Genomic DNA, 22,530 nt, shown 5'->3' with positions numbered 1-22,530 from the left:
GCCTGAGCGGGGCACTGTTTTTAGCCGTTCGCCCTGAGGAGCCTGTGAAGCCGCAGGCTGAACTGGCGTCTCGAAGGACTGCGGAAAACTCTGTGGTTCGAGGCAGGTCCTCAACCTTCGGTTTCGCATCTTCCTTACCACGAACGGACTTGATCCCCCCATCCACCTCCACAAACGAAAAGGGCGGCCCCGCAAGGCCGCCCTTCGTTTTTCTGGCTGAAGCCGAACGCTCAGTTCTTCTTGAGCGACAGACCACCAAAGCGCTTGTTGAACTGCGCAACGCGGCCGCCCTGGTCAACCTGGCGGGTGCCGCCGGTCCAGGCCGGGTGCGAGGTGGGATCGATTTCCAGCACCAGCGTGTCGCCTTCCTTGCCCCAGGTGGAGCGGGTTTCGAACACGGTGCCGTCCGTCATCTGCACCTTGATCATGTGGTAGTCGGGATGTCCTTCGGCCTTCATGGCAATTCTCTTTCGCTAATGGCCGGTTCCGACCGGCCTGAAACAGGAAGCGCGCCCCTTAACCGCGGCGCGCTGTAAAATCAAGTTCCGGGTGCGTCGGCGATCATGGCGGTGAATTGCACTTCGCAGGTCACCTTGCCTTCGATCGAGGCGCGGCCCCAGAACTTGCAGACGCGCGAGCGCTTCTGCACGAACCCGGCCTCCAGCGTGAGCAGGACACCGGGTTCGACCGGAGCGCGGAACTTCGCCTCTTCGATGGCCATGAAATAGACAAGCTTGCCCGTACCGGCGAGCCCCAGGCTTTCAATCGCCAGGATGCCCGCCGCTTGGGCCAGTGCCTCCACCTGAAGCACGCCGGGCATGATCGGACGGCCCGGGAAATGCCCCTGGAAGAAGCCTTCGTTGAAGCTGACAGCCTTGACCGCCGTGATCGCTTCCTCGCCAACCTCGATCACCCGGTCGACCAGCAGCATCGGATAGCGATGCGGCAGGGCGGCCAGGATTTTCGGGATGTCATAGGCCGAACCGGCGCTGGCTTCCTCGCTCATCTTATGCCCCCGGGTGCCGGATCAACGACCGTCGGTCTGCGGACCGGCCGGACGCGGAGCCTGGGCGGGAGCGGCGGCTGCCGGCTGCTGAGCCTGCTGGGCCTGCTGCTGCGCAGCCTGCTGTTCGCGCACCTGGCGCGGCACCCAGCCCTGCGGCGGAACGATGTTGGCCGACGGGATCAGGGCGTTGAGCTCGGCAACGATTGCGGCGGTCATTTCATAGCCATTAGCGCGGGCGATCACGGTGTCCGGCTGCAGCAGGAGGCTGACGCCGCGCTTGGTCATCGCGGCCTGGACGGCCTGGTCCAGCTTGTCGGTGATCTGTTCTTCGACATAGGCTTCCGACAGCATCACCGGCATCAGGATCTGGCGGATCTCTTCCTTACCGCGCTCCTGGCGCTGCTGATAAGCGACGACGCTCTGCTGCAGGATGGCGTCAGGCTTCTTCGCTGTCTTGTCGGCATTGAACTTGTCGGCCAGCGCCTTCAGTTCGGTGTCGATCTGGGTCGCGCGGGCCTGGGCCGCGTCATAGGTTGCCTTGTAGGTGGTCTGGCGCTGCTGGCCAGCGACCTGGAAGGCGTTCGAACCGGCAACGGCAGCATTCAGGTTGGCAACGCCGATACCTGGCACAACCGGGCTGGAAACAGCAGCCACCGGAGCCGGAGCCGACTTGTCCTTCTTCTGCGCAACAGCCGGCGAAACCAGAGCGAGTGCGATTGCGGTGCCACACAGGGCCTTGAAAATCTTGGTCATCAGAATTGGGTTCCTACGTTGAAGGTGAAGGACTTGGTGTCATCACCATCGACCTTCGTAAGGGCATGAGCAAAGTCGATCCGGAACGGACCGAACGGTGAATTCCAGTTTACGCCGACACCGATCGAGATACGCGGCTTCGGCGAATTTCCGACGAAGCGTTCGCGGAAAGGTGCGATGGTCTGCAGCACGCTGGGCGAGTTTGCAGCCGACGTAAGGCAGGCAGGCGGGTTCGGGTTCGTCGGGCTGGTCACCTTGGTGATATCGCCAGCCGCCGTACCCGGGGTGCAGACGCCGTTGACCAGCGTTGCCACGTTGATCTGGTTGTAAAGCTGCTGCCCGCTGCCATCGTATTCGAAGATTTTGATGCCGTCCGGATAGGGGCTCGACTCCCCTGCGGGCTGCCTCACGCCCCAGACCGCGCCGATATCCATGAAGATCGAGGGACGCAGGCCCAGTTCACGCGCGCCCGAGCCCAGTGGAATCTCCAGCTCGGCATGACCGAGGTAGTAATAGCGTCCACCCAGGGCATTATCGACCACCTGATTGCGATCGGTGATCGGGTTACCGCTCGAATCGTAGAATTCGCGGATAATGCGCGGACCAACGCCGCGAATGTCAAAGCCGCGCAGCTGCGGTTCGCCCAGGTAGAAGCGGTCGGTCAGGCGGACGGCATCGCTGCCGACGTTGCTGTTGCCCAGGGGAGCAATCGCACCGCCCTCGCCTCGCAGCGAGAAGACGAAGCCCTTGCCGACCGGGAAATAGGCCGACGAATTGGTGCGAACGCGGACGTACTTCACCGAGCCGCCCAGGCCCGCGAAGTCCACGCTGACCGAGGCAGCCTTGCCTCTGGTCGGACGATAGCGGTTGTCCAGCGCGTCATAGATCATGGACAGACCCGCGATCGAGCTGGTCCGCTTGCCCAGTGCTTCGCACAGGTACAGGCCGGCAACCAGCGGATCGCATTCAAACGCCGGCGGATTCTTGCGCCGGGTGAAGTACTGGTTCTGGTCCACGCTGATGTCGTCATAGTTCAGCGTATAGCTGGCAACGGCAGAGATAAATTCCGTCAGCGGCACCCCGGCACGGACCTGGAAACCGGTCGTGGCCTGCTGATAGATCGTGTTCCGGTTGCTGTTGAAATAGTTGAAGCTGTTCAGGTCGCGCCGATAGACGTTCACGCCCAGGCTGACGTTGCGGTCGAACATATAGGGTTCGGTGAAGCTCACGTCGACCTGCTTCGAATAGTTCGAATAAGCCAGGTTCAAGCCGATCGTCTGGCCGCGACCGCGGAAGTTGCGCTGCTCTACCGCGCCCTGGAAGATCAGGCCTTCAAGGCTCGAGTAACCGGCCGACAGCTGGAGCTGCCCGGTGGGCTTTTCCTCGACATTGGCTTCCAGGATGATCCGGTCCGGTGCCGAACCCGGCTTTTGCTCAACCTCGAACTTTTCCTGGAAGTAACCGAGCGAATTGATGCGCGCGGTCGAGCGCTTCACCTGGATCGAGTTGAACGCATCCCCTTCGGCCAGGCGAAATTCGCGGCGGATCACCTTGTCCTGGGTCAGCGTATTGCCGTTGACGTCGATTTTCTCGACGTAGACGCGCGGCGCTTCCGCGATCTGGAAGGACAAGCTCATGGTGAGGTCGTCCTTGTTGCGGGCATATTCAGGCCGCACGTCGGCAAAGGCATAACCGAAGGTGCCGAGGGTCTGGTTCAGACGCTCGATCGTGTCTTCGACCATCTTGGCGTCGTACCAGTCACCCTTCTTCATCGGCAGCTGAGCCGCCAAGCGGTCGCCATCGAAGTCGCGCAACTGGCTTTCCACCTTCACATCGCCAAACTTGTAGCGCGGACCTTCCTCGACCACGTAGGTCAGGATGAAGTCCTTCTTGTCCGGCGTCAGCTCCGCCACGGCGGAAACGACGCGGAAATCGGCATAGCCCTTGGTCAGATAGAACTGGCGCAGCTTCTGCTGGTCAAACGCCATGCGGTCCGGATCATAGGTGGTGCCGGAGCTGAAGATGCGCGTAAAGCTGGACTGCTTGGTGATCATCTCGCCGCGCAGTTCACCATCGTCAAAGGCTTCGTTGCCAATGATGTTGATCTTGCGGACCTTGGACTTGGGACCTTCGTTGATTTCGAACACGATATCGACGCGGTTCTGTTCCAGCATCACCATCTTCGGTTCGACCGAAGCGGCAAAGCGGCCCTGGCGCTTGTACAGCTCGATGATGCGGGCCACGTCGGCGCGGACCTTGGACCGGGTGAAGATCTGGCGCGCGGCCAGCTTGATTTCCGGCAGAATCTTTTCCGACTTGAGGCGCTTGTTCCCTTCCAGGATGATCCGGTTGATGACCGGGTTCTCGGTCACCTGGATCGTCACCTTGCCTGCTTCGTTGCGGATCTGCACGTCCGAGAACAGCTCGGTGGCGAACAGGTCCTTCAGCGCCTGGTCAGCCGCGGCTTGGGTGTAGGCCTGGCCGGGGCGCAGCTTGATGTAGGTGAGGATGGTATCCGCCTCGAGCCGCTGTGCACCGGAGACGCTGATCGACTGGATCGTCTCGCCCGTGGCGGGAGCAGACGGAGCAGGCTGCGCGGCCTGGGCCAAAGCGGCCTGGGGCAGGCCAGCCAGCACCGTGGTGCCCAAAAGCAGCGCGGCCATCGGCAGGCTGGCGCGCATCGGCTGTTTGCGTTCCACCATGGTCTTGTTCTTCGGCACGACAGTTCCAGTCTTCATTTTGGCTGCGGGCGGCTTGCCTTTAGGGACACCTTGCGCAGCTTGCAGGCACGTTGCTGCCCTCTGCCCGATGCGCCGGTTTCGATCAAGCCAAGTCGCCCTTGCCTTCCGCAGTTTTCCCGCTTTCCAGCACGTTCCGCCCTATTTGGCGAAAAGGGAAATCAGGTCGTTAAAAGTCACGAACACCGCAACGGTCAGCACCAGGGCCATGCCGCCACGAAACGCCCATTCCTGACTGCGCGCACCCAGCGGTCTGCGGCGGACTGCTTCCGCGGCGTAGAAAGCCAGGTGCCCACCGTCGAGGGTGGGAATTGGCAGCAGGTTGATGAATGCCAAATTAATTGAGATCAGCGCGGCAAATTCAATGAAAGCGAGCCAGCCCAGGCTCATCATCTCGCCGGAATACTTGGCGATTTTCACCGGCCCACCCATTTCCTTGACCGAGCGTTCGCCAACGATGATCTGCTTCAGACCGATCGCCATCGTCTTCATGATGGCAACGCTTTCGGTAAAGCCATAGCCGACCGCCTGAATCGGCGAGACGTCGCGCATTTCCAGCTGCCCGCCTTCGATCCCGAGCAGGCCGAACCGGCTTTCGTTCCCGAACCGGTCGGTCACCACGCGCTCGCCCAGTTTCACCGGAACGTCGAAGGCGCGACCGTCGCGTTCCACCGTCAGGCGAACGGTCTGGTTGGGATAGATCATGACCGTGCTGGCCACGTCCTTGAACGATTCCGTGACCTGGCCATCGACTGCCACGATCCGGTCGCCCTGGACGATCCCCGCGGACCGTGCAGGAGAGTTCTCTGGCAGTCCAGTTACGATCGGCGGGTTTGATGGCACGCCGATCACCGCCACGAAAGCCGCAATGATCGCCACGGCCACCAGCAGGTTGGCCATGGGGCCGGCGAGCACGATCAGCGTGCGCTGCCACAGCGGCGCCCCGGGGAACGTGCCTTTCAGCTCTTCGGGAGAAGCGTTCTGCATAGCCGGATCGGGCTTGCTGGTGGCGTCAGCGTCCCCGGCGAACAGCACGAAGCCGCCCAGCGGAATGGCTGCAATGCGCCAGCGGGTGCCGCGCTTGTCGATGCGGTGCCACAGCTCTTTGCCGATCCCGACCGAAAAGGTCAGCGCGCGAACGCCAAAGACCCGGCCCATCAGGTAGTGGCCCAGTTCATGCAGGACGATCAGCGGCCCCAGCAGCAGGAGAAAAGCAGCGACAGTCAGGAGGATAGAGGGCGACTCGGGCAATTCAGTTCAGCTCCAACAACAGGCGCGACCGGTTCCGCGCTTCGGAATCGATGGCGATGACGTCGGCCAGCGAGACCGGCGCAGCGGGAACATAGCGCGCCAGGACTTCCTCCACCATTACGGCGATCCGGGTGAACGCAATCTGTCCGGCCAGAAACGCCGCAACCGCGACTTCATTCGCCGCATTGAGCACGGCCGGAGCCGCCCCGCCCTGCTCTGCTGCCTGGCGGCACAGGCGGGTGGCGGGAAAGCGCACCTCGTCCGGCGCGCGGAAGGTCAGTTCGCCAATGGCGGCCAGATTCAGGGGATCGCAGGGCGTGTCCATCCGCTCCGGCCAGGCCAGGCACGAGGCAATCGGCACGCGCATGTCGCTGGGACCAAGCTGCGCCAGAGTCGATCCGTCGCGGTATTCGACCATCGAATGGACCACCGATTGCGGGTGCACCACGATCCGCAGCCTATCCAGCCCGACCGGGAACAGGTGGTGCGCCTCAATCAGTTCCAGGCCCTTGTTGAACATGGTCGCGCTGTCGACGCTGATCTTCGCGCCCATCGACCAGTTGGGATGCTTGACCGCCTGGGCCGGGGTCGCGGCGGCAAGCTGCTCCAGGGTCCAATCGCGAAACGGTCCGCCGCTGGCCGTCAGCGTGATCGAACGGACGTGGGCCGGATCGTTGCCTGCCAGACACTGGAAAATCGCGTTGTGTTCACTGTCCACCGGCAGCAACGTCGTGCCATGGGCAGCCACGGCGGCGGTCATCACGTCGCCCGCCGAAACCAGCGCTTCCTTGTTGGCGAGCGCCACGGTGCGGCCCTGCTCGATCGCGGCCATGGTCGGCGCAAGGCCCGCGCAGCCGACGATGGCTGCAAGCGTCAGGTCGGCAGGCAGAGCAGCCGCCTCGACCAGCGCCTCCGCCCCGCCCAGTGCGCGGATGCCGCTGCCTTGCAAGGCCGCTTCGAGTTCCGGCAGGCAGGCCGGATCGGCAACCACGGCCATTTCCGCCCCGAACTCCCGCGCCAGTCGCGCCAGTTCCTGCGCCTGGCAATTGGCCGTCAGGGCCACGACGCGCCACTTGTCCCGCTCACGCCGGATCAAGTCGAGCGTCGATGCGCCGATAGAGCCGGTTGCGCCCAGGACAGTGATGGACCGCACGGTCATGCCGCCAGGAATCCCGGCAAGCCGATCAGGGCGAGCACGAACAGCACCGCGATCAGGCCATCGGTCCGGTCAAACAGACCGCCGTGGCCAGGAATGAGATGGCCGGAATCCTTCACCCCCGCACGGCGCTTCATCCAGCTTTCGAAGAAGTCCCCACTTTGCGCGACAACCGCCAGCACCGCGCCGCCTATCAGGCAGCCCAGCAGACTGGGCGAAGCGCTGGCCGGAACCAGCACCGGATGCTCCGGCCCCAGCGCAGCGTTCATCGCGTCAAGAAACGGCTGGCTGAAGGAAATCCGGATGGCCAGGTAGATGCCCAGCGCCGCACCCAGCGCACCGCCGAGCAGGCCGGACCAGGTCTTGGACGGACTGATCGCCGGCGCAATCTTGGGCCCGCCAAAGGTACGCCCAGTGAAATAGGCACCGACATCAGTGAGGATCACGCCCAGCAGGACGATCAGCAAGAGCGGCCAGCCAATCGCGGATTCGCCGCGCAGGCGAACCAGCATGACAATTGCCAGGCCGATATAGATCGCTCCGCCCAGCAGCCAGACGAGGCGGCTAGGAACAGTCTTGGCAATGGCGCGGGCCAGCCCCCACCACTCCCACAGCACGCCTAGGCCGACCGCAGAAACGAACAGCGTCCAGCCCCACCCGCCAAGCCAGAGCGCGGTCCCGGCGACAGCCACCATGACCACGGCTGAGACCACCCGCACCGGAAGATCGGCGTTCTTGCGCGGCTTAGCGTCCACCATAGCGCCTCTCCCTGGTCGAAAACTCCTCCAGCGCGGCGCGCAGGTGGTCCGGGGTAAAATCGGGCCAGAGCACGTCGGTGAAGATCATCTCGGCATAGGCCGCCTGCCACAGCAGAAAGTTCGACAGGCGGACTTCGCCCGAAGTGCGGATCAGCAGATCGAGCGGCGGCAGGCCCGCCGTGTCCAGTTCCGCATCGATGGTCTCCGGCGTGATCGGTCCCTTGGCCGCAGCCTTGGCTGCCGCGCGGGCGATTTCGTCCTGCGATCCATAGTTCAGAGCGACGACCAGCGTGGTGCCGTCGTTCTGCGCGGTCCGTTCCAGCGCATGGTCGAGCAATTCGACGATGTCGCTGGCCAAGGCGCGGTATTCACCGATGATCTTCAGCCGGACATTGTTGGCGACGAATTCATCAAGGTCGGCCTGGATGTAGCGCTTGAGCAGGCCCATGAGGGTCGAGACTTCGTCCTCGCTGCGCCGCCAGTTCTCGGTGCTGAAGGCATAGAGCGTCAGAACCTCAAGCCCCATCTGCCGCGCCGCACGCACCAGGGTGCGCACGGCATCGACCCCGCGCTGGTGACCCATGGCGCGAGGGAGATGACGCTGCTTGGCCCAGCGCCCGTTGCCGTCCATGATGATGGCAACGTGACGCGCGCCTTCAGTGGCGCGGCCTGCGGTCACTTGCCCAGGATTTCCTGTTCCTTCTGGGCTGCGACGGCATCGGCTTCCTTGATCATGTCGTCGGTCAGCTTCTGGACCTCGGCTTCGCCGCGCTTGCGATCGTCTTCCGAGATTTCCTTCTTGTTCTCGTCCGCCTTCAGCGCATCCATCCCGTCACGCCGCACGTTGCGGATCGCGACGCGGGCCTTTTCGGCATAGGAATGCGCCAGCTTGGCCAGTTCCTTGCGGCGTTCCTCGGTCAGGTCGGGGATCGGCAGGCGGATGTTGTTGCCATCGTTGATCGGGTTCAGGCCCAGGCCTGCCGAACGGATCGCCTTTTCCACCGGAGCGATGTTCGACTTGTCCCACACCTGCACTGAAAGCAGGCGCGGCTCCGGCGCGGAGACCGTGGCGACCTGGTTCAGCGGCATATGCGCGCCGTAAACCTCAACCGTGATGGGATCGAGCAACGCCGTGTTGGCGCGGCCCGTGCGCAGGCCGGACAGGTCGCTGCGCAGCGATTCGACGGCGCCCTTCATGCGGCGCTCAAGATCGGCCTTGTCGTACTTGGCCATGGTTCTAACCCTTCTTTACAATGGTCTGCGTCCCCGCCCCGGCCAGCACCCGGGCAAGGTTGCCCTGTTCGCGGATCGAGAAGACGACGATGGGAATGCTGTTGTCCCGGCACAAGGCGACGGCGGAAGCGTCCATCACCTTCAGGTTATCTGCCAGGACCGTGTCGTAATCAACTGTATCGTAACGCAAGGCGTTGGGATTGGACTTGGGATCGCTGTCATAGATCCCGTCCACCGAAGTTCCCTTCAGCAGCGCATCACAGCGCATTTCTGCCGCGCGCAGGGCCGCCCCGCTGTCGGTGGTGAAATAAGGTGCGCCGACACCGGCGGCAAAGATCACCACGCGGCCCTTTTCCAGGTGGCGTTCAGCCCGGCGCCGGATCACCGGTTCGCACACCTGGTCCATCTGGACAGCGCTCTGCACCCGGGTTTCGACGCCGATCTGCTCCAGCGCGTTCTGCATGGCCAGGGCGTTCATCACCGTGGCAAGCATGCCCATGTAGTCGGCCTGGGCGCGGTCCATGCCCTTGGCTGCGCCCGCCATGCCGCGAAAGATATTGCCGCCGCCGATGACCAGGCAGATTTCGAGGCCGGTTTCCTTGGCCGCTTTCACTTCCAGCGCCAGCTCTGCCACGAATTCCGGGTCGATCCCGAACTGCTGGTTGCCCATCAGCACTTCGCCGGAGAGCTTCAACAGGATGCGTTTGTAGGCAGGCTTGGACATGGGTGGTGGCATCACTCTCGAAGGGTTTGCGCGGCCTTATACCGGCACGCCTCCGATGCCAAGGGCAGCTAGGGGGAATTGCCGGGGAACGACGCCCGCGCCGGACACGAAAAAGGGCGCAGACCCTGCGGCCTGCGCCCTTGTTTTCGCGTCGATCCGGGCCAGGCCCGGAAAGGCGATCAGTTCAGACCGGCAGCAGCCGCCACTTCGGCCGCGAAGTCGGTGACTTCCTTTTCGATGCCTTCGCCGAGCTGGAAGCGGACATAGTCCTTCAGCACGATCTTGGTGCCAGCGGCCTTGCCGGCCTGCTCGACGACCTGGGCGATCGGGGTCTTGTTGTCCATGACGAACAGCTGGCTGAGCAGCGCGTTTTCCTTGGCGAACTTGGCGACGGCACCGTCAACCATCTTGGCCTGGACTTCGGCGGGCTTGCCCGATTCGGCAGCCTTTTCCGCCGCGATCTTGCGTTCACGCGCGATCATTTCGGCGTCGAGGTCTTCTGCGTTCAGCGCCAGCGGGAAGGCAGCCGCGATGTGCATCGCGATCTGCTTGCCCAGCGGCTCCAGCACGTCGGCGCCAGCTTCCGATTCCAGCGCGACCAGCACGCCGATCTTGCCCAGCATCGGGGCCGCGGCGTTGTGCATGTAAGGCACGACCACGCCATTGCTGACCGAAACGGTCTTCATGCGGCGGACCTGCTGGTTTTCGCCAATGGTCGCCACGTTGTTGGTCAGGGTGTCGGCAACCGTGCCGCCGTCCGGATAGGGAGCAGCCTTCAGCGCTTCGACATCGTCCGAATCCAGGCCCAGGGCCGCTTCGGTGGTCTTGCGCACGAAGTCCTGGAACTGGTCGTTCTTGGCCACGAAGTCCGTTTCCGAGTTGACTTCGACGGCAACGCCCTTGGTGCCCGAAACGGCCACGCCGACCAGGCCTTCAGCGGCGGTACGGCTGGACTTCTTGGCAACGGCGGCCAGGCCCTTGGCGCGCAGGGCGTCAACGGCGGCTTCGAAGTCGCCGCCGGTTTCGTCCAGCGCCTTCTTGCAATCCATCATGCCGGCGCCGGTGCGCTCGCGCAGGTTCTTCACGTCAGTGGCGGTATAGGCCATTTGACTTGTCCTTCTTGAAAATGAACTGGCGGCCAGGGCCATTGGCCCCGGCACGCTACAGATTGATGACGAAAGCTTAGGCTTCGGTCGCTTCGGCGGCCGGAGTTTCGACCACGGCCTGCTCAACCGGGGCTTCTTCCAGAGCGCCGACGTCAACGCCGGAATCGACCACGGCTTCCTGACGGCCCTTGGTCGCGGCAGCGGCGACGGCCTGGCAGTACAGCGCAATGGCGCGGCTGGCGTCGTCGTTGGCCGGGATCGGGAACGCGATGCCATCGGGCGAAACGTTCGAATCGAGGATCGCGACGACCGGGATACCCAGGACGTTGGCTTCCTTGATCGCCAGCTCTTCCTTGTTGGCGTCGATCACGAACATCACGTCCGGGATGCCGCCCATGTCGCGGATGCCGCCCAGCGACAGTTCCAGCTTGTCACGCTCACGCGTCAGCTGGAGGACTTCCTTCTTGGTCAGACCGGCGGTGTCGCCAGCCAGCTTTTCCTCAAGACCCTTGAGGCGCTTGATCGACTGCGAAATGGTCTTCCAGTTGGTGAGCATGCCGCCCAGCCAGCGGTGGTTGACGAAGTGCTGGCCCGACTGGCGAGCTGCCTGGGCGATCGGCTCCTGCGCCTGGCGCTTGGTGCCGACGAACAGGACCTTGCCGCCTGCGCGGACAGTGGCGTCGACGAAGTCCAGAGCGCGGGCCATCAGCGGCACGGTCTGCGACAGGTCGAGGATGTGGATGCCGTTGCGGGCGCCGAAGATGTACGGCTTCATCCGCGGGTTCCAGCGGTGGGTCTGGTGGCCGAAGTGTGCGCCGGCCTCGATCAATTGCTGCATGGTGACGACGGGAGCCGCCATAGGACTTTCCTTTCCGGTTTCACCTCTGGGAAGCTGGAACCGTGCGGAAATCTGCCGCTGCGGCACCGGTATGTCGGCGCTTCCCATGTGGATTTGCCTGCACGACACGGACGGGCCAAACCAGCCATTCCGCCTGCAAGCCCGGCGCCCTTAACCGCCCCGCCCAGCAAAATCCAGCGGAAATTCGAGCCTGCGCAGGCGCCGTGAAAAAAGCCGCTTGACTCGGGAGAACAAATAGAGAACATCGTCCATATCGGAACGGAATAGGAACTTTCTACTCCATCCCGGACTTATCCACAAGCCTGTACACAGGCGACGAGGTGAAGGAATTGGCGATGTTCACGGTCGAATTCTCGGTTCTCCTGGGTCTTTCCGCGCTGCTCGGCGGGGTTTCGCTGGTCCAGTCGGTGCGAGCCGCTCTGCCCCAGGTCGCGGCAATTCGGCAGGCCCTGGCCGAATGCCCGGAACAGCGCGAAGTGCGCTTCACCATCCGCGAAGTCGTGGTGCGTTACAACGATGGCAAGGTCGTGCCGCTGCGCCAGCGGCAGCCGGTCAGGCTGACTCTTCGCCCTGGTGCGCGCGCTGCCGCTTGATCCGGGCATAGGCAATCCACCCCACTGGCAGCAGGGCCAGGTAGACGGCGCAAATGCCGATCAGGGTCCACCAGGTCTCGGTCAGCAGCGCGGCGCCGACCAGCCCGAACAGCAAGAGCGCCTCCAGCCGGAAATTCTTGCGCAGCCGCAGCTTGCCCCAGGTCAGGGTCGGAACGGCGGAAATCATCAAGAAGGCCATGGCGACCAGCCATGCGCCCACCAGGATCGGTTCGCGAAGCTGCTCCCGCAACTGCTCGTCATTCGTCACGAACCACAGGTACAGCGGCAGGAACACGAGGCCTGCCCCGACCGGAGCCGGAACTCCGGTATAGAACCCCGCCGTCTTGCGCGGCTCGTCCGCCAGGTCGATCCGGGCGTTGAAGCGCGCGAGGCGCAGCGCGCAGGCCACGGCAAAGGCCAGGGCAGCAAACCAGCCGAGGCGCGGCAGGTCGTTCAAGGACCACAGGAACAGGATCAGCGCGGGAGCAACGCCGAACGAAACGTTGTCGGCCAGGCTGTCCAGCTCCGCGCCAAAGCGCGACTGCGCCTTGAGCAAGCGGGCGATCCGTCCGTCGATTCCGTCCAGCACGCCTGCCAGTACCACGGCCAGCACCGCCTTCTCGAAATCGCCGGTGATCGCAAAGCGGATACCGGTCAGGCCAGCGCACAGCGCGGCGGCGGTAATCGCATTGGGCACCATGGCCCGCAGGGTCAGACCCGCCGGCTGCGGCGCCTGCACGGTCACTGGCGCGCACCCTCGATCAGCGGGGCAGAGCCAAGCTCGGCCAGCACCGTCTCACCGGCAATGACCTTTTGCCCGATCAGCACCTTCGGCTCGGTCCCGGCGGGCAGATAGACGTCGACCCGGCTGCCAAAGCGGATCAGGCCGACCCGCTGCCCTGCCGCCAGCATGTCGCCCGGCTTGACGAAGGGGACGATCCGCCGCGCCACCAGGCCAGCGATCTGCGTAAAGCCGATCCGCGTGCCATCGCCGCGCTCGATCAGGATGTGCTGGCGTTCATTCTCTTCGCTGGCCTTGTCGAGGTCGGCATTGAGGAACCGGCCCGGAATATAGACCACGCGCCGCACCGTCCCGCCAATCGGGGCGCGGTTGATGTGCACGTCGAACACCGACATGAAGATCGAAATGCGCGTGACCGGACCGCTCGACAGGCCCGGCGCGCCGGTGCCATCGTCGATTACCAGTTCGCGCGGGGCGTCCATCTGCTTGATCAGCGTCACCAGGCCATCGGCCGGCGAAATCACCAGATTGTCGCCCAGCGGCGTGACACGGCGCGGATCGCGGAAGAATGCCAGGATGCCCAGCACCAGACCGCCCAGCGGCCAGGCGAGCGTCTCCCACGCGAACAAAGCGGCAGTCAGGCACAGCGCCGCTGCAATCACCGCAAAGACGCGGCCTTCGGGATGAACCGTGGGCCAGGACCAGGTCGCTTCACCCCGCCCGCGATTGTCAAGAATATCTCCGGGCATCAGGCCGCCTTCCGCACAAATACGCTGCCGGCGGAATAGCCGGCTCCAAACGAACAGATCACGCCCGTATCCCCCGCTGCCAGGTCCTGGCTGTTCAGGTGGAACGCAATGATCGAACCGGCGCTCGACGTGTTGCCATAGGTATCGAGCACGGTCGGACTTTCGTCCTCGTTCGCTTCATGACCCAGAACGCGCTGGGCGATCAAACGGTTCATTCCCTGGTTGGCCTGGTGCAGCCACAGCCGCCGCAAGGCTGCCGGATCGAGCCCAAGCGTCTCGGCATGATCGACGATCATCGCCGCGACCATCGGCACCACTTCCTTGAACACCTTGCGCCCTTCCTGGACAAACAGCTTGTCCGGCGTGCCGATGGTTTCCGGCGTCGCGCAGTTCAGGAAGCCGAAATTGTTGCGGATATTGTTGGAGAACACGGTCTTCAGCCGCGTCCCCAGAATGTCCCAGTGCTGCGCCGGTGCAATGTCCTTGGCCTCGACCAGCACGGCGGTGGCCACGTCGCCAAAGATGAAGTGGCTGTCGCGGTTGCGCATGTTGTTGTGGCCGGTGCAGATTTCCGGGCTGACCACCAGGACCGAGCGGGCATGGCCAGCGCGGATGAAGTCCGCCGCGGTCTGAATCCCGAAGGTCGCCGAGGAACAGGCGACATTCATGTCAAAGCCGAATCCCTCGATCCCCAGGGCGTGCTGGATCTCGATCGCCATGGCCGGATAGGGGCGCTGCATGTTGGAGCAGGCGCAGAGCACCGCGTCGACATCCGCGGCATCCCGCCCGGCGCGTTCCAGTGCGTCGCGCGCGGCCTTCACGCCCATCTCCGCCAGGACCGACAGTTCCTCGTCAGGCCGTTCGGCCCAGCGCGGCGCCATGATCTCCGGATCTAGCAGCGGCGCCTTGCTCATCACGTGGCGCGCCTTGATCCCGCTGGCCTTCTCGATGAATTCGACCGAGCTGGGAGCAAGAGCAGCGACTTCACCCGCCTCGATTTCGGCGGCGTGGCGCTGGTTGAATCGCTCAACGTACGTGTTGAAGCTTTCCACAAGCTCTTCGTTTGTGACGATTTCCGGCGGCGTATAGAGGCCGGTCGCGGAGATGACGGGGATGATTTCGCTCATGGCGCGTGGTCCTACCGGGCCTTTCCACCCCCGGCAAGTCACCCGCGCTTCAATCGGGCATTGACAGCAGGCAATTGCTTCGCCAAATGCGCGCTTCCTCGGCCGGACGCTTCGTTTCGAAGCAAAGCAAATCGGGGCAACCCGACACCGGCAAGCTGGTGTGGACAGGTGGCCGAGTGGTTAAAGGCAGCAGACTGTAAATCTGCCCGCGCAAGCGTACGCTAGTTCGAATCTAGCCCTGTCCACCACCGCCCTTCCTAGCAGAGCGAACCACGTTACCCCCCAGGGGGCACCCCTATTTCACGCCCTCGCTGCTCGTGCATCTGAATCACTGGAAAAGCACGCGCACGAAAAAGGGGGCAAGCGCGCGGCCTGCTCCCTTCTCGTTCTCCGGACCGCAAAGTCCGGCGAAAGCTATGCTCTGCTTAGAAGCCGAACACGACTGCCATCGAGAACTGGTCGGTGTTGTAACCGCCCTTTTCCGGAGCCAGGTCGTCGCGGCTTTCCTTGCTCAGCGAGTAGTGGGTGCGGCTGTATTCAGCGCGCAGCGAAACCTTTTCCGAAACGGCGGTCTGCACGCCAGCGCCGAAACGCAGGCCGTCGAACGATTCGCTTTCCTTGACGCTGTCAGCGGTGAAGCTGAGGCGGCCACGCTGATAACCGACGCGGCCGAACAGCGAGGTCTTTTCGTTCAGGTTGGTGCCCAGACGGCCCGAAACGCCGAACGAGTTGTCAGCTTCGAAGCCAGCGGTGTTGTCGCCCAGCTTCGCGCTGGACAGGTCGAAGTTCGCTTCGATGCCAGCAAAGACGCTGCCCGACAGCGGCATGCTGTAGCCGGCCAGAACCGTGCCGCCGATGCCCGAAACGCCAAGAAGGCCTTCCAGGTCGCCGCTGGTTGCGGTGTTCTCGTGCGTCACGCCCAGGCCGATGTACGGACCCTGTGCAAAAGCAGGTGCCGAAACGGCAGCAGCAGCAACGGCGGCGACGAAAGCAATCTTACGCATTGAAATTTCTCCTGTTTATCCTGAAAGGATGCGGGCCACCTAAGGATCTGATTAAGTTGATCAAGCGGTTAAGCGATTGATCAGAAGACTTTTTCAGCTTGTGTTGCAGAAACGCCGCACTTGATCGCGCAGAATCGCAGGAATGGTCTAAGCCGCAGCGATTCCTCGTCTTTCTCGCGCGCACGAAAAAAGGGGGCGGGAAATCCCGCCCCCTTCTCGATCCATTCCGCTCGGGCGAGCGGAGTGAATTTGTCTGGCTGGCTTAGAAGCCGAACACGACTGCCAGCGAGAACTGGTCGTTGTTGATGCCGACGTTGTCGGATTCGGCCAGAGCCTTGTCTTCAGCAGTCGGGTAGAAGTGGGTGCGGTTGTACTCGGCGCGAACCGAAACCTGCTCCGAAACAGCAGCTTCGATGCCAGCGCCGAAACGCAGACCGTCACGCGATTCCGAAGTCTTCACGCTGTCGACGGTCGTCGACATGCGGCCGCGCTGATAACCACCGCGAGCGTAAAGAGCGACGCCTTCGCTCACGTTCGCACCGAGACGCACGGTCGCACCGAAAATGTTGTCGGCCTTCAGCGAGTCAACATCGTCGCCGATCTTGGCGGAAGCCAGGTCGAAGTTGGCTTCGACGCCGACGAAAGTGGTTTCCGACAGAGCCATGTCGTAGCCGGCGAACACAGTGCCACCAACGCCATTGAAGCCAACGCCTTCGATGTCGCCACCGGTCGAAACGTTGTCGTGGGTGACGCCAACGCCGATGTACGGACCCGAGTTGGCAGCGAACGCCGGAGCCGAAGCAACAGCAGCAACAGCTGCGGCGGCGATTGCAAACTTACGCATTGAAAATCCTCCTATTTGCTCCTCAGAGCTGGAGGCCAACTAGGTTTTCATTTCAAATCGGAAAAGAGAAAAAAGAAACCCAGGTGAATATAGTTGCAATATGTTGCAAAAAAGTATCACTGCCAAACTAATGTAAGTACTGACACTTAGGAGCGTTCAAAGCGCTCCGCCTTTTACAGCCAATCTAATTCATTGCAATAGATATATATATTTGTGCACGACGTCAGCAATTGAGGTTATTTTTTGTTTGCTTTTCAATCAGTTGCTGACTGCAAACCGGATTGCTCGCCAAATGACAGCGAATGCTACGGGATAGGCTGAAAACCCGACCGGTTCAGCTGCGAATGGATCGGCCGTAAACGGTCAGCGCGATCTTGATCAGGTAGATGATCACCCAGGTGCCGATTAGATCGCCAAGGAAGATCGTCGCCATGACGTGCCCTGTCGGCGGATCGAAGCCGATGGCCAGGAGCGAGAGATAATGCGCGGCCACGTTGCCCCCCGCGCAGCCGATGGAAAGACCCAGCAGTCTGAGCGGCGTCAGGTTGACCAGGCTGGGCTTGAGATCTCCGATCCGGCTGGCAATGAACACGCCGAACGGGCCGCCGACCGAAGTGAAGGCTGTAATGACCATTTCCGGACCATTGCCCGGTCCAAGGTCATAGGCACCGGTCAGGATGAGAAAGATACTTGCCAGAAACAATGCTGGAATGATCCAGAACTCGACGATCAGGAAGCCCAGCAACCGCACGAACGCAGGCAGGAAAAAGATGGAAGCGAGCCCGCCGGTTTCCTGCGGCTCGGAAATCAGTGCGGACAGATGGTATAGCGAAATGTAAAGCAGCCCGAATGCCGCGCTGGACCAGATGCGGCCCGCGCCTGCTGTCACAGGGCCAGTCGGGCAAAGAGGTCTTCGGCCACCGACGTGAAGGTGACCGTCCGCTTGCGCCGGTCCTCCTCCATCACGGCAATGTCCACCAGGCCCTTGTCCTTCAGGGCGACCAGGCGGCGGTAAGAGGTGATCGACGAGCTACCCGCACCAAGATCATAAGCATCGGCCACGGTCAGGGCGCCGCGTTGCTCCCACAGGGCGCGCAGTTCGAACAGCATCCGCTCTTCATCGCCGGACAATTCGGACAGTGGCGGCAGCCGCCGCACGCTCACCATGAAGTTCAAAAGTCGTGGCATAGGGCATCACACTCCGGCAACGCTTCTACAATACCGGCGCGCCGGAAATATATAAGTAGCAGCACTTATCCCGATTGACCGCTTTTACGCAACCTAGCCCAAAGCCGCATCGTGCCCTAGAGAGCGGCGATGCAAAGGGGATTCTCCAGATGAGCGGCCAGCACGAAGGCAAGAAGGGCAAGGCACTGCGCGGGCGCGCGGGGCGGATGAAGGGCGGACGCGGCTCTGGTCGGGCCAGCACGGGCGCGGTCCGCTTGTGGGGCCGCCATGCGGTTGAAGCCGCGCTGAAAAATCCGGAGCGCCGCCACCGCAAGCTGTGGGCCACGCGCGAGGGTGTCGCTTCCCTGGATGGCGAGCTTCCGGCCGATTTCCCGCTGGAATGGGCCGCACCGGCCGATCTGGCTCGCCTCGTCGCGCGCGAGGCCCCGCATCAGGGGCTGGTGCTCGATTGCGATGCGCTGGAGGACGTGTTCCTGGACGAAGTGCTGGATGGCGATCCCACCCGCCCCATTGTCGTGCTCGACCAGGTGACCGACCCGCACAACGTCGGCGCGATCCTGCGCTCTGCCGCGGCGTTCAACGCGGCTGCGATTGTCACGCAAGACCGCCATGCGCCGCCGGAATCGGGCACCCTGGCCAAGAGCGCTTCGGGCGCGCTGGAAGTGGTTCCATGGGTCCGCGTCGTCAATCTCGCCCGCGCGCTCGATGAACTGGCCGAGGCCGGTTACTGGCGCATTGGCCTCGACGGCGATGGCAAGGCCACGCTGGCCGAGGCGCTGCCAGCCGGCCCTGTCGCGCTGGTCCTGGGCGCAGAAGGCGAAGGGATGCGCCACAACATCGTGCAGCACTGCGACACTATCGCCCGCCTGCCGATTGCCAGCGCCATCGAAAGCCTGAACGTTTCCAACGCAGCCGCCATTTCGCTTTACGCCATCGCCACGCGCGATTGATCTTCCACGCCGGGGGGGGCACCGATGAACCGACCTTTTAACCTGCGCCGCATGGCCGCCGCCGGCATGGCCGCAGCCTTCAGCCTGCTGCTGAGCGCTTGCCTGATCTCCCCCGGCAAGTTCGATGCCGCGCTGGACCTGCGCCGGGACGGACGGTTCACCTACTCCTACAAGGGCGAGATTTTCGTGCTGGGCCTGTCCGAACTGATGAAGGTCGGCCAGTCAGCCGACGAGTCTTTCACGCCCCTGCCCTGCTATGAAAGCGACAGCGGCGAGGATCGCGCCTGCACCAAGGAAGAACTGGAGCAGCAAAAGGCCGACTGGGAGCAAGAACGCAAAACCGATGCGGAGCGGCGCAAGAAGGACCAGGACATGGCCAAGGCGCTGCTCGGCGGGATCGACGCCAGCGACGCAAAGGCCGCGGAAGAACTCGCCGCCCGCCTGCGCCGCCAGGCCGGGTGGAACAGCGTGATCTACAAGGGCAACGGCCTTTACGAAGTGGACTTCAGCATTGCCGGGCGGCTGGACCACGATTTCCAGTTCCCGACGATCGAAAAGATGCCGCAGGTCGTGCCTTTCTTCGCGCTGAACCGCCGCGCCGACGGTTCGGTCCGGCTCGATTCCCCGGCCTTCACCGATGCCAACCAGGGCTCCACCCCCTTCGGCAGCCTGGCCCAGATCATCGCCGCCGAGCGTGCGGGCAAGGACGGCAAGATTGCGGAAGCAACCGACCCGCAGCTTCCGGTGCTGGACGGTCGCTTCGTCCTGACCACCGACGGCACGATCCTCGCCAACAACACTGACGAAGGCCCGGCCGCCGTGCCGACCGGCAAGCGCCTGGAATGGACCATCACCCCGCGCGAAAAGACCGGGCCGATGGCGCTGGTTCAGCTGGGGAAGTAAGCGGGTTACGTCGTTAGGGCGTTGCTCCAGCGCGGCGCCAAGGCTAGGCGGATTTCCATGACCCACCCCGTATCCCCGCTCGCCCGTCCGTTTCCCGACATGCCGCCGATCCCTGGCGTGACGCTGCGCGTGGTTCGGGCCGGGTACAAGGACTGGGGCCGCTGCGACCTGACCTATGTCGAACTGGCCGAGGGCACTGCGGTGGCGGGCGTGTTTACGCGCAACGTCTGTTGCTCCTCCGAAGTCGAGCTGGGCCGCGCCAATGTCGCGCAGGGGCACGCCCGCGCGCTGGTGGTCAATGCGGGGAACTCCAACGCTTTCACCGGCTATCGCGGGCGCGAGGCGGTGGAGCAGATCATGGGCCAGGTCGCCGCGCATCTTGGCTGCGGGCCGGATCAGGTGTTCGTCTCCTCGACCGGAGTGATCGGCGTTCCCCTGCCCAAGGACAAGGCCCGCGCCGGGATCGAGGCGGCGCTGGTCGCCCAGCCCTGCACCTGGCAGGACGCGGCCAATACCATCGGCACCACCGACACTTTTGCCAAGGGTGCCATGGCCCGGGCCGTGGTTGACGGGAAGACCGTGACGCTCTGCGCCATCATCAAGGGCAGCGGCATGATCGCGCCCGACATGGCGACCATGCTGGGCTATGTCTTCACCGATTGCGCGGTTGCCCCGGCCTATCTGCAAAAGCTGCTGAGCGCGGCCAACCAGCGCACCTTCAGCTGCATCACGGTCGATAGCGACACTTCGACGAGCGACACCGTACTGGCCTTTGCCACGGGCGCAGCTGGAAATGCGGCGCTGACCGGTGATGACAGCCCCGGCGCTGATGCCTTTGCCGCCGCGCTGGAGGACGTCTGCCGCCAGATGGCGCACCTGGTCGTACGCGATGGCGAAGGCGCGCAGAAGTTCATCGCCGTGACGGTCAGCGGCGCGGTGAGCGACGAGAGCGCCCGCAAGGTCGGCCTCGCCATCGCCAATTCGCCCCTGGTCAAGACCGCGATTGCCGGGGAAGACGCCAACTGGGGCCGCGTGGTCATGGCCGTGGGCAAGGCGGGCGAACCGGCAGACCGCGACCGACTCTCCATCGGCTTTGGCGGCACCTGGGCCGCGCGCGACGGCCAGCCGCTGGCCGATTATGACGAGGCGCCGGTGGCGGCCCACCTCAAGGGCCAGGACATCTCCATCGAGGTCGACCTGGGCCTGGGCGAAGGGCGCGCCACGGTCTGGACCTGCGACCTGACCCACGGCTACATCTCGATCAACGCGGACTATCGCTCTTGACCAAGGCCCTGACCAACGATGTCCTGGCGATCATGCAGCGCGCCGCGCGCGAAGCGGTGATGCCGCGTTACCAGTCGCTCGCCGCGCATGAGATTGACGCGAAGGCGGCGGACGACGTCGTCACCATTGCCGACAAGGAAGCCGAACTGATCCTGGCCGAGGGCCTGGCGCGGCTGCTGCCGGAAGCGGCCATCGTGGGTGAGGAAGCCGCCCATGCCGATCCGGGGCTGCTCGACCGTCTGGGCGATGCGCTGTGCTGGATCATCGACCCGGTGGACGGAACCAACAACTTCGCGGCGGGAAAACCACCATTCGGCCTGATGGTCGCACTTAGCCAAGGGGGCGAGACGATTGCCGGGTGGATTCTCGATCCGCTCAGCGGCCGGCTGTGCCACGCGCACCGGGATGGCGGGGCCTTCATCGGCAAGGACCGGATCACCGCCCGCGACACCGGACAGGAGCCGCCGATTGCGGCGATTTCCCTCGTCTTCATGGACCCGGCCCAGCGCGAGGCGATGAAGTCCCACATCGCGCCGCATTACAGCCTGGTCGACATTCCGCGCTGCGCCGCCGAGCAATATCCCCGGCTGGTCCTGGGCGTGAACGATGTCTCGATCTTCGAGCGGACCCTCGCCTGGGATCATGCCGCCGGAGTGCTGTTCGTCAACGAGGCCGGAGGCAAGGCCGCGCGGCCCGATGGCAGAGCCTACCGCGTGGACGAGGCGCACCTGCCCGGCCTGATCGGCGCGGCCAGCCCGGCGCTATGGGACGAACTGGCTGGGCGGCTGGCGCAACTGTGAATTCGGCGCGGGTGTTGCGTGTGCAATCCGGCTTCGACAAGCTCAGCCTGAGCGGGGTCTTTGCGGCGCTGATAAGCTGGCGGGAAGAATAGTCCCTCCCACTCCGCTCAGGCTGAGCCTGTCGAAGCCGGTCGTTGGACAAATGGTTCACGCAGAGACGCGGAGAAGAAGGGGGCGCAGAGGCTGACGGGCGCCGCAGGCGTTTGCTACCCTTCAGGGCATCCAGAACCCGCGCAAAAGGAATGAACGACAGCGCCGCCAACGCCCCTTAGCGCCTCTGCGTCCTTTGCGTTCTCTGCGCGAAACCTGAAAACCCCACGACCTTGTGCAAGGCCCACTGGGCCCCGGCCTGCGCCGGGGTGACGGCTTGGGGGGTTCAAAGCTCCGCTCAGGCTGAGCCTGTCGAAGCCGGGTTCCCCTCCCCGCTTAGAGTACGCTTTCCAGCCAGCCCTTGAGCTGGCTCTTGGGTGCAGCGCCCAGCTTTTGCGCGACGGGCTGGCCGTCCTTGAACAGGACCATCAGCGGAATCGACTGCACGCCGAACTTGGCTGCGATGTCGGTGTTTTCCATGATGTCGACCTTGGCGATGGTCACCTTGTCGGCCAGTTCCTCGCTGATTTCCTCAAGCGCGGGGGCAATCATCTTGCACGGACCGCACCAGTCGGCCCAGAAATCGACCAGAACGGGCTTGTCCGAACCGAGCACGTCAGTGGCAAAGCTGGCGTCGGTGACTTCTTTGGTGGCCATGGGAATCTCCTTTGA

25 protein-coding genes and 1 tRNA gene are annotated in these 22,530 nt (G+C 63.6%); 6 read left to right on the top strand and 20 right to left on the bottom strand.

What is annotated here, in order from left to right:
• Positions 1-230: 230 nt before the first annotated feature.
• The 12 genes from rpmE to rpsB all read right to left on the bottom strand — a co-directional run bounded on the left by rpmE (position 231) and on the right by rpsB (position 11,584).
• Complete coding sequence (gene rpmE / locus ACQKOE_RS01360) at positions 231-458, bottom strand: 50S ribosomal protein L31 (RefSeq protein ID WP_374589659.1); 228 nt, start codon at positions 456-458, stop codon at positions 231-233.
• An 80-nt stretch (positions 459-538) separates the two neighbouring features.
• Positions 539-1,006, bottom strand: coding sequence for a 3-hydroxyacyl-ACP dehydratase FabZ (fabZ, locus tag ACQKOE_RS01355; RefSeq protein WP_427511221.1), 468 nt, complete (start codon positions 1,004-1,006; stop codon positions 539-541).
• A 21-nt stretch (positions 1,007-1,027) separates the two neighbouring features.
• On the bottom strand, positions 1,028-1,759 hold the full coding sequence (locus tag ACQKOE_RS01350) for an OmpH family outer membrane protein (RefSeq protein ID WP_427511220.1): 732 nt from the start codon (positions 1,757-1,759) through the stop codon (positions 1,028-1,030).
• Positions 1,759-4,497 carry an outer membrane protein assembly factor BamA gene (gene bamA / locus ACQKOE_RS01345; RefSeq protein ID WP_427511219.1) on the bottom strand — a complete coding sequence of 913 codons (2,739 nt, stop codon included), beginning with the start codon at positions 4,495-4,497 and terminating at the stop codon, positions 1,759-1,761. The genes ACQKOE_RS01350 and bamA overlap by 1 nt, the downstream gene beginning before the upstream one ends.
• A gap of 141 nt (positions 4,498-4,638) precedes the next feature.
• On the bottom strand, positions 4,639-5,748 hold the full coding sequence (gene rseP, locus ACQKOE_RS01340) for an RIP metalloprotease RseP (protein WP_427511218.1): 1,110 nt from the start codon (positions 5,746-5,748) through the stop codon (positions 4,639-4,641).
• Position 5,749: 1 nt separating this feature from the next.
• A complete protein-coding gene (locus ACQKOE_RS01335; RefSeq protein WP_427511217.1) occupies positions 5,750-6,907 on the bottom strand; it encodes a 1-deoxy-D-xylulose-5-phosphate reductoisomerase in 1,158 nt (385 codons plus the stop codon).
• Positions 6,904-7,662 (bottom strand): phosphatidate cytidylyltransferase, encoded by a 759-nt coding sequence (locus tag ACQKOE_RS01330; protein WP_427511216.1) that lies wholly within the window; start codon positions 7,660-7,662, stop codon positions 6,904-6,906. Before ACQKOE_RS01330 ends, ACQKOE_RS01335 begins: the two co-directional genes overlap by 4 nt.
• A complete protein-coding gene (gene uppS, locus ACQKOE_RS01325) occupies positions 7,649-8,293 on the bottom strand; it encodes a polyprenyl diphosphate synthase (RefSeq protein WP_427511938.1) in 645 nt (214 codons plus the stop codon). The genes ACQKOE_RS01330 and uppS overlap by 14 nt, the downstream gene beginning before the upstream one ends.
• 44 nt (positions 8,294-8,337) lie before the next feature.
• Complete coding sequence (gene frr / locus ACQKOE_RS01320; RefSeq protein WP_374589651.1) at positions 8,338-8,895, bottom strand: ribosome recycling factor; 558 nt, start codon at positions 8,893-8,895, stop codon at positions 8,338-8,340.
• Between the two features lie 4 nt (positions 8,896-8,899).
• A complete protein-coding gene (gene pyrH / locus ACQKOE_RS01315) occupies positions 8,900-9,619 on the bottom strand; it encodes a UMP kinase (protein ID WP_374589650.1) in 720 nt (239 codons plus the stop codon).
• A 179-nt stretch (positions 9,620-9,798) separates the two neighbouring features.
• Positions 9,799-10,725 (bottom strand): translation elongation factor Ts, encoded by a 927-nt coding sequence (gene tsf, locus ACQKOE_RS01310; RefSeq protein WP_374589649.1) that lies wholly within the window; start codon positions 10,723-10,725, stop codon positions 9,799-9,801.
• A 76-nt stretch (positions 10,726-10,801) separates the two neighbouring features.
• Positions 10,802-11,584 (bottom strand): 30S ribosomal protein S2, encoded by a 783-nt coding sequence (gene rpsB, locus ACQKOE_RS01305; protein ID WP_374589648.1) that lies wholly within the window; start codon positions 11,582-11,584, stop codon positions 10,802-10,804.
• Positions 11,585-11,919: 335 nt separating this feature from the next.
• On the opposite strand from rpsB, the gene ACQKOE_RS01300 reads away from it, so the two are divergent.
• A complete protein-coding gene (locus ACQKOE_RS01300) occupies positions 11,920-12,177 on the top strand; it encodes a hypothetical protein (RefSeq protein ID WP_427511215.1) in 258 nt (85 codons plus the stop codon).
• On the opposite strand, the gene ACQKOE_RS01295 is transcribed toward ACQKOE_RS01300, so the two are convergent.
• The 3 genes from ACQKOE_RS01295 to ACQKOE_RS01285 are packed head-to-tail and all read right to left on the bottom strand — an operon-like array spanning position 12,137 to position 14,795.
• Positions 12,137-12,877, bottom strand: a complete 741-nt coding sequence (locus ACQKOE_RS01295; RefSeq protein ID WP_374589667.1) for a CDP-alcohol phosphatidyltransferase family protein — start codon at positions 12,875-12,877, stop codon at positions 12,137-12,139. The genes ACQKOE_RS01300 and ACQKOE_RS01295 overlap by 41 nt on opposite strands.
• 41 nt (positions 12,878-12,918) lie before the next feature.
• On the bottom strand, positions 12,919-13,668 hold the full coding sequence (locus tag ACQKOE_RS01290; protein ID WP_374589646.1) for a phosphatidylserine decarboxylase: 750 nt from the start codon (positions 13,666-13,668) through the stop codon (positions 12,919-12,921).
• Positions 13,668-14,795, bottom strand: a complete 1,128-nt coding sequence (locus tag ACQKOE_RS01285) for a beta-ketoacyl-ACP synthase III (protein ID WP_427511214.1) — start codon at positions 14,793-14,795, stop codon at positions 13,668-13,670. Before ACQKOE_RS01285 ends, ACQKOE_RS01290 begins: the two co-directional genes overlap by 1 nt.
• A 162-nt stretch (positions 14,796-14,957) precedes the next feature.
• Between ACQKOE_RS01285 and ACQKOE_RS01280 the strand changes: the two genes are divergently transcribed.
• Positions 14,958-15,043: transfer RNA gene (locus tag ACQKOE_RS01280), tRNA-Tyr, on the top strand.
• A gap of 177 nt (positions 15,044-15,220) precedes the next feature.
• Here the strand turns inward: ACQKOE_RS01280 and ACQKOE_RS01275 are convergent.
• The 4 genes from ACQKOE_RS01275 to ACQKOE_RS01260 all read right to left on the bottom strand — a co-directional run bounded on the left by ACQKOE_RS01275 (position 15,221) and on the right by ACQKOE_RS01260 (position 17,831).
• The gene (locus ACQKOE_RS01275; protein ID WP_427511213.1) at positions 15,221-15,799 is read right to left on the bottom strand and encodes an outer membrane protein; all 579 of its coding nucleotides are present in this window, start codon (positions 15,797-15,799) and stop codon (positions 15,221-15,223) included.
• A 262-nt stretch (positions 15,800-16,061) separates the two neighbouring features.
• On the bottom strand, positions 16,062-16,643 hold the full coding sequence (locus ACQKOE_RS01270; RefSeq protein WP_427511212.1) for a porin family protein: 582 nt from the start codon (positions 16,641-16,643) through the stop codon (positions 16,062-16,064).
• A 334-nt stretch (positions 16,644-16,977) separates the two neighbouring features.
• Complete coding sequence (locus tag ACQKOE_RS01265; protein ID WP_427511211.1) at positions 16,978-17,532, bottom strand: hypothetical protein; 555 nt, start codon at positions 17,530-17,532, stop codon at positions 16,978-16,980.
• Positions 17,529-17,831 (bottom strand): hypothetical protein, encoded by a 303-nt coding sequence (locus ACQKOE_RS01260; RefSeq protein ID WP_427511210.1) that lies wholly within the window; start codon positions 17,829-17,831, stop codon positions 17,529-17,531. The genes ACQKOE_RS01265 and ACQKOE_RS01260 overlap by 4 nt, the downstream gene beginning before the upstream one ends.
• 149 nt (positions 17,832-17,980) lie before the next feature.
• On the opposite strand from ACQKOE_RS01260, the gene rlmB reads away from it, so the two are divergent.
• Genes rlmB through ACQKOE_RS01240 form a run of 4 tightly spaced genes read left to right on the top strand, consistent with a single transcriptional unit; the run spans position 17,981 to position 21,768 of the window.
• Complete coding sequence (rlmB, locus tag ACQKOE_RS01255) at positions 17,981-18,781, top strand: 23S rRNA (guanosine(2251)-2'-O)-methyltransferase RlmB (protein WP_427511209.1); 801 nt, start codon at positions 17,981-17,983, stop codon at positions 18,779-18,781.
• A 24-nt stretch (positions 18,782-18,805) separates the two neighbouring features.
• A complete protein-coding gene (locus tag ACQKOE_RS01250; protein ID WP_427511208.1) occupies positions 18,806-19,684 on the top strand; it encodes a hypothetical protein in 879 nt (292 codons plus the stop codon).
• A gap of 57 nt (positions 19,685-19,741) precedes the next feature.
• Positions 19,742-20,968, top strand: coding sequence for a bifunctional glutamate N-acetyltransferase/amino-acid acetyltransferase ArgJ (gene argJ / locus ACQKOE_RS01245; RefSeq protein ID WP_427511207.1), 1,227 nt, complete (start codon positions 19,742-19,744; stop codon positions 20,966-20,968).
• Between the two features lie 32 nt (positions 20,969-21,000).
• Positions 21,001-21,768, top strand: coding sequence for an inositol monophosphatase family protein (locus tag ACQKOE_RS01240; RefSeq protein ID WP_427511937.1), 768 nt, complete (start codon positions 21,001-21,003; stop codon positions 21,766-21,768).
• A 426-nt stretch (positions 21,769-22,194) separates the two neighbouring features.
• Here ACQKOE_RS01240 and trxA read toward each other — a convergent pair whose 3' ends face one another.
• The gene (trxA, locus tag ACQKOE_RS01235) at positions 22,195-22,515 is read right to left on the bottom strand and encodes a thioredoxin (protein ID WP_427511206.1); all 321 of its coding nucleotides are present in this window, start codon (positions 22,513-22,515) and stop codon (positions 22,195-22,197) included.
• Between the last annotated feature and the right edge of the window lie 15 nt (positions 22,516-22,530).

The organism is Novosphingobium sp. NPDC080210 (genome assembly GCF_050281025.1).
Taxonomy (GTDB): domain Bacteria; phylum Pseudomonadota; class Alphaproteobacteria; order Sphingomonadales; family Sphingomonadaceae; genus Novosphingobium.
The sequence above is the reverse complement of the archived record's forward strand: the minus strand, read 5'-3'. Positions and strand labels throughout refer to the sequence as shown.

Excerpts from the sequence above, each read along its gene's own strand:
- rpmE (WP_374589659.1), bottom strand. The coding sequence starts at position 458 with ATGAAGGCCGAAGGACATCCCGACTACCACATGATCAAGGTGCAGATG.
- fabZ (WP_427511221.1), bottom strand. The coding sequence starts at position 1,006 with ATGAGCGAGGAAGCCAGCGCCGGTTCGGCCTATGACATCCCGAAAATC.
- ACQKOE_RS01350 (WP_427511220.1), bottom strand. The coding sequence starts at position 1,759 with ATGACCAAGATTTTCAAGGCCCTGTGTGGCACCGCAATCGCACTCGCT.
- bamA (WP_427511219.1), bottom strand. The coding sequence starts at position 4,497 with ATGAAGACTGGAACTGTCGTGCCGAAGAACAAGACCATGGTGGAACGC.
- ACQKOE_RS01335 (WP_427511217.1), bottom strand. The coding sequence starts at position 6,907 with ATGACCGTGCGGTCCATCACTGTCCTGGGCGCAACCGGCTCTATCGGC.
- ACQKOE_RS01330 (WP_427511216.1), bottom strand. The coding sequence starts at position 7,662 with ATGGTGGACGCTAAGCCGCGCAAGAACGCCGATCTTCCGGTGCGGGTG.
- uppS (WP_427511938.1), bottom strand. The coding sequence starts at position 8,293 with ATGGACGGCAACGGGCGCTGGGCCAAGCAGCGTCATCTCCCTCGCGCC.
- frr (WP_374589651.1), bottom strand. The coding sequence starts at position 8,895 with ATGGCCAAGTACGACAAGGCCGATCTTGAGCGCCGCATGAAGGGCGCC.
- pyrH (WP_374589650.1), bottom strand. The coding sequence starts at position 9,619 with ATGTCCAAGCCTGCCTACAAACGCATCCTGTTGAAGCTCTCCGGCGAA.
- tsf (WP_374589649.1), bottom strand. The coding sequence starts at position 10,725 with ATGGCCTATACCGCCACTGACGTGAAGAACCTGCGCGAGCGCACCGGC.
- rpsB (WP_374589648.1), bottom strand. The coding sequence starts at position 11,584 with ATGGCGGCTCCCGTCGTCACCATGCAGCAATTGATCGAGGCCGGCGCA.
- ACQKOE_RS01300 (WP_427511215.1), top strand. The coding sequence starts at position 11,920 with ATGTTCACGGTCGAATTCTCGGTTCTCCTGGGTCTTTCCGCGCTGCTC.
- ACQKOE_RS01295 (WP_374589667.1), bottom strand. The coding sequence starts at position 12,877 with ATGGTGCCCAATGCGATTACCGCCGCCGCGCTGTGCGCTGGCCTGACC.
- ACQKOE_RS01290 (WP_374589646.1), bottom strand. The coding sequence starts at position 13,668 with ATGCCCGGAGATATTCTTGACAATCGCGGGCGGGGTGAAGCGACCTGG.
- ACQKOE_RS01285 (WP_427511214.1), bottom strand. The coding sequence starts at position 14,795 with ATGAGCGAAATCATCCCCGTCATCTCCGCGACCGGCCTCTATACGCCG.
- ACQKOE_RS01275 (WP_427511213.1), bottom strand. The coding sequence starts at position 15,799 with ATGCGTAAGATTGCTTTCGTCGCCGCCGTTGCTGCTGCTGCCGTTTCG.
- ACQKOE_RS01270 (WP_427511212.1), bottom strand. The coding sequence starts at position 16,643 with ATGCGTAAGTTTGCAATCGCCGCCGCAGCTGTTGCTGCTGTTGCTTCG.
- ACQKOE_RS01260 (WP_427511210.1), bottom strand. The coding sequence starts at position 17,831 with ATGCCACGACTTTTGAACTTCATGGTGAGCGTGCGGCGGCTGCCGCCA.
- rlmB (WP_427511209.1), top strand. The coding sequence starts at position 17,981 with ATGAGCGGCCAGCACGAAGGCAAGAAGGGCAAGGCACTGCGCGGGCGC.
- ACQKOE_RS01250 (WP_427511208.1), top strand. The coding sequence starts at position 18,806 with ATGAACCGACCTTTTAACCTGCGCCGCATGGCCGCCGCCGGCATGGCC.
- argJ (WP_427511207.1), top strand. The coding sequence starts at position 19,742 with ATGACCCACCCCGTATCCCCGCTCGCCCGTCCGTTTCCCGACATGCCG.
- ACQKOE_RS01240 (WP_427511937.1), top strand. The coding sequence starts at position 21,001 with ATGCAGCGCGCCGCGCGCGAAGCGGTGATGCCGCGTTACCAGTCGCTC.
- trxA (WP_427511206.1), bottom strand. The coding sequence starts at position 22,515 with ATGGCCACCAAAGAAGTCACCGACGCCAGCTTTGCCACTGACGTGCTC.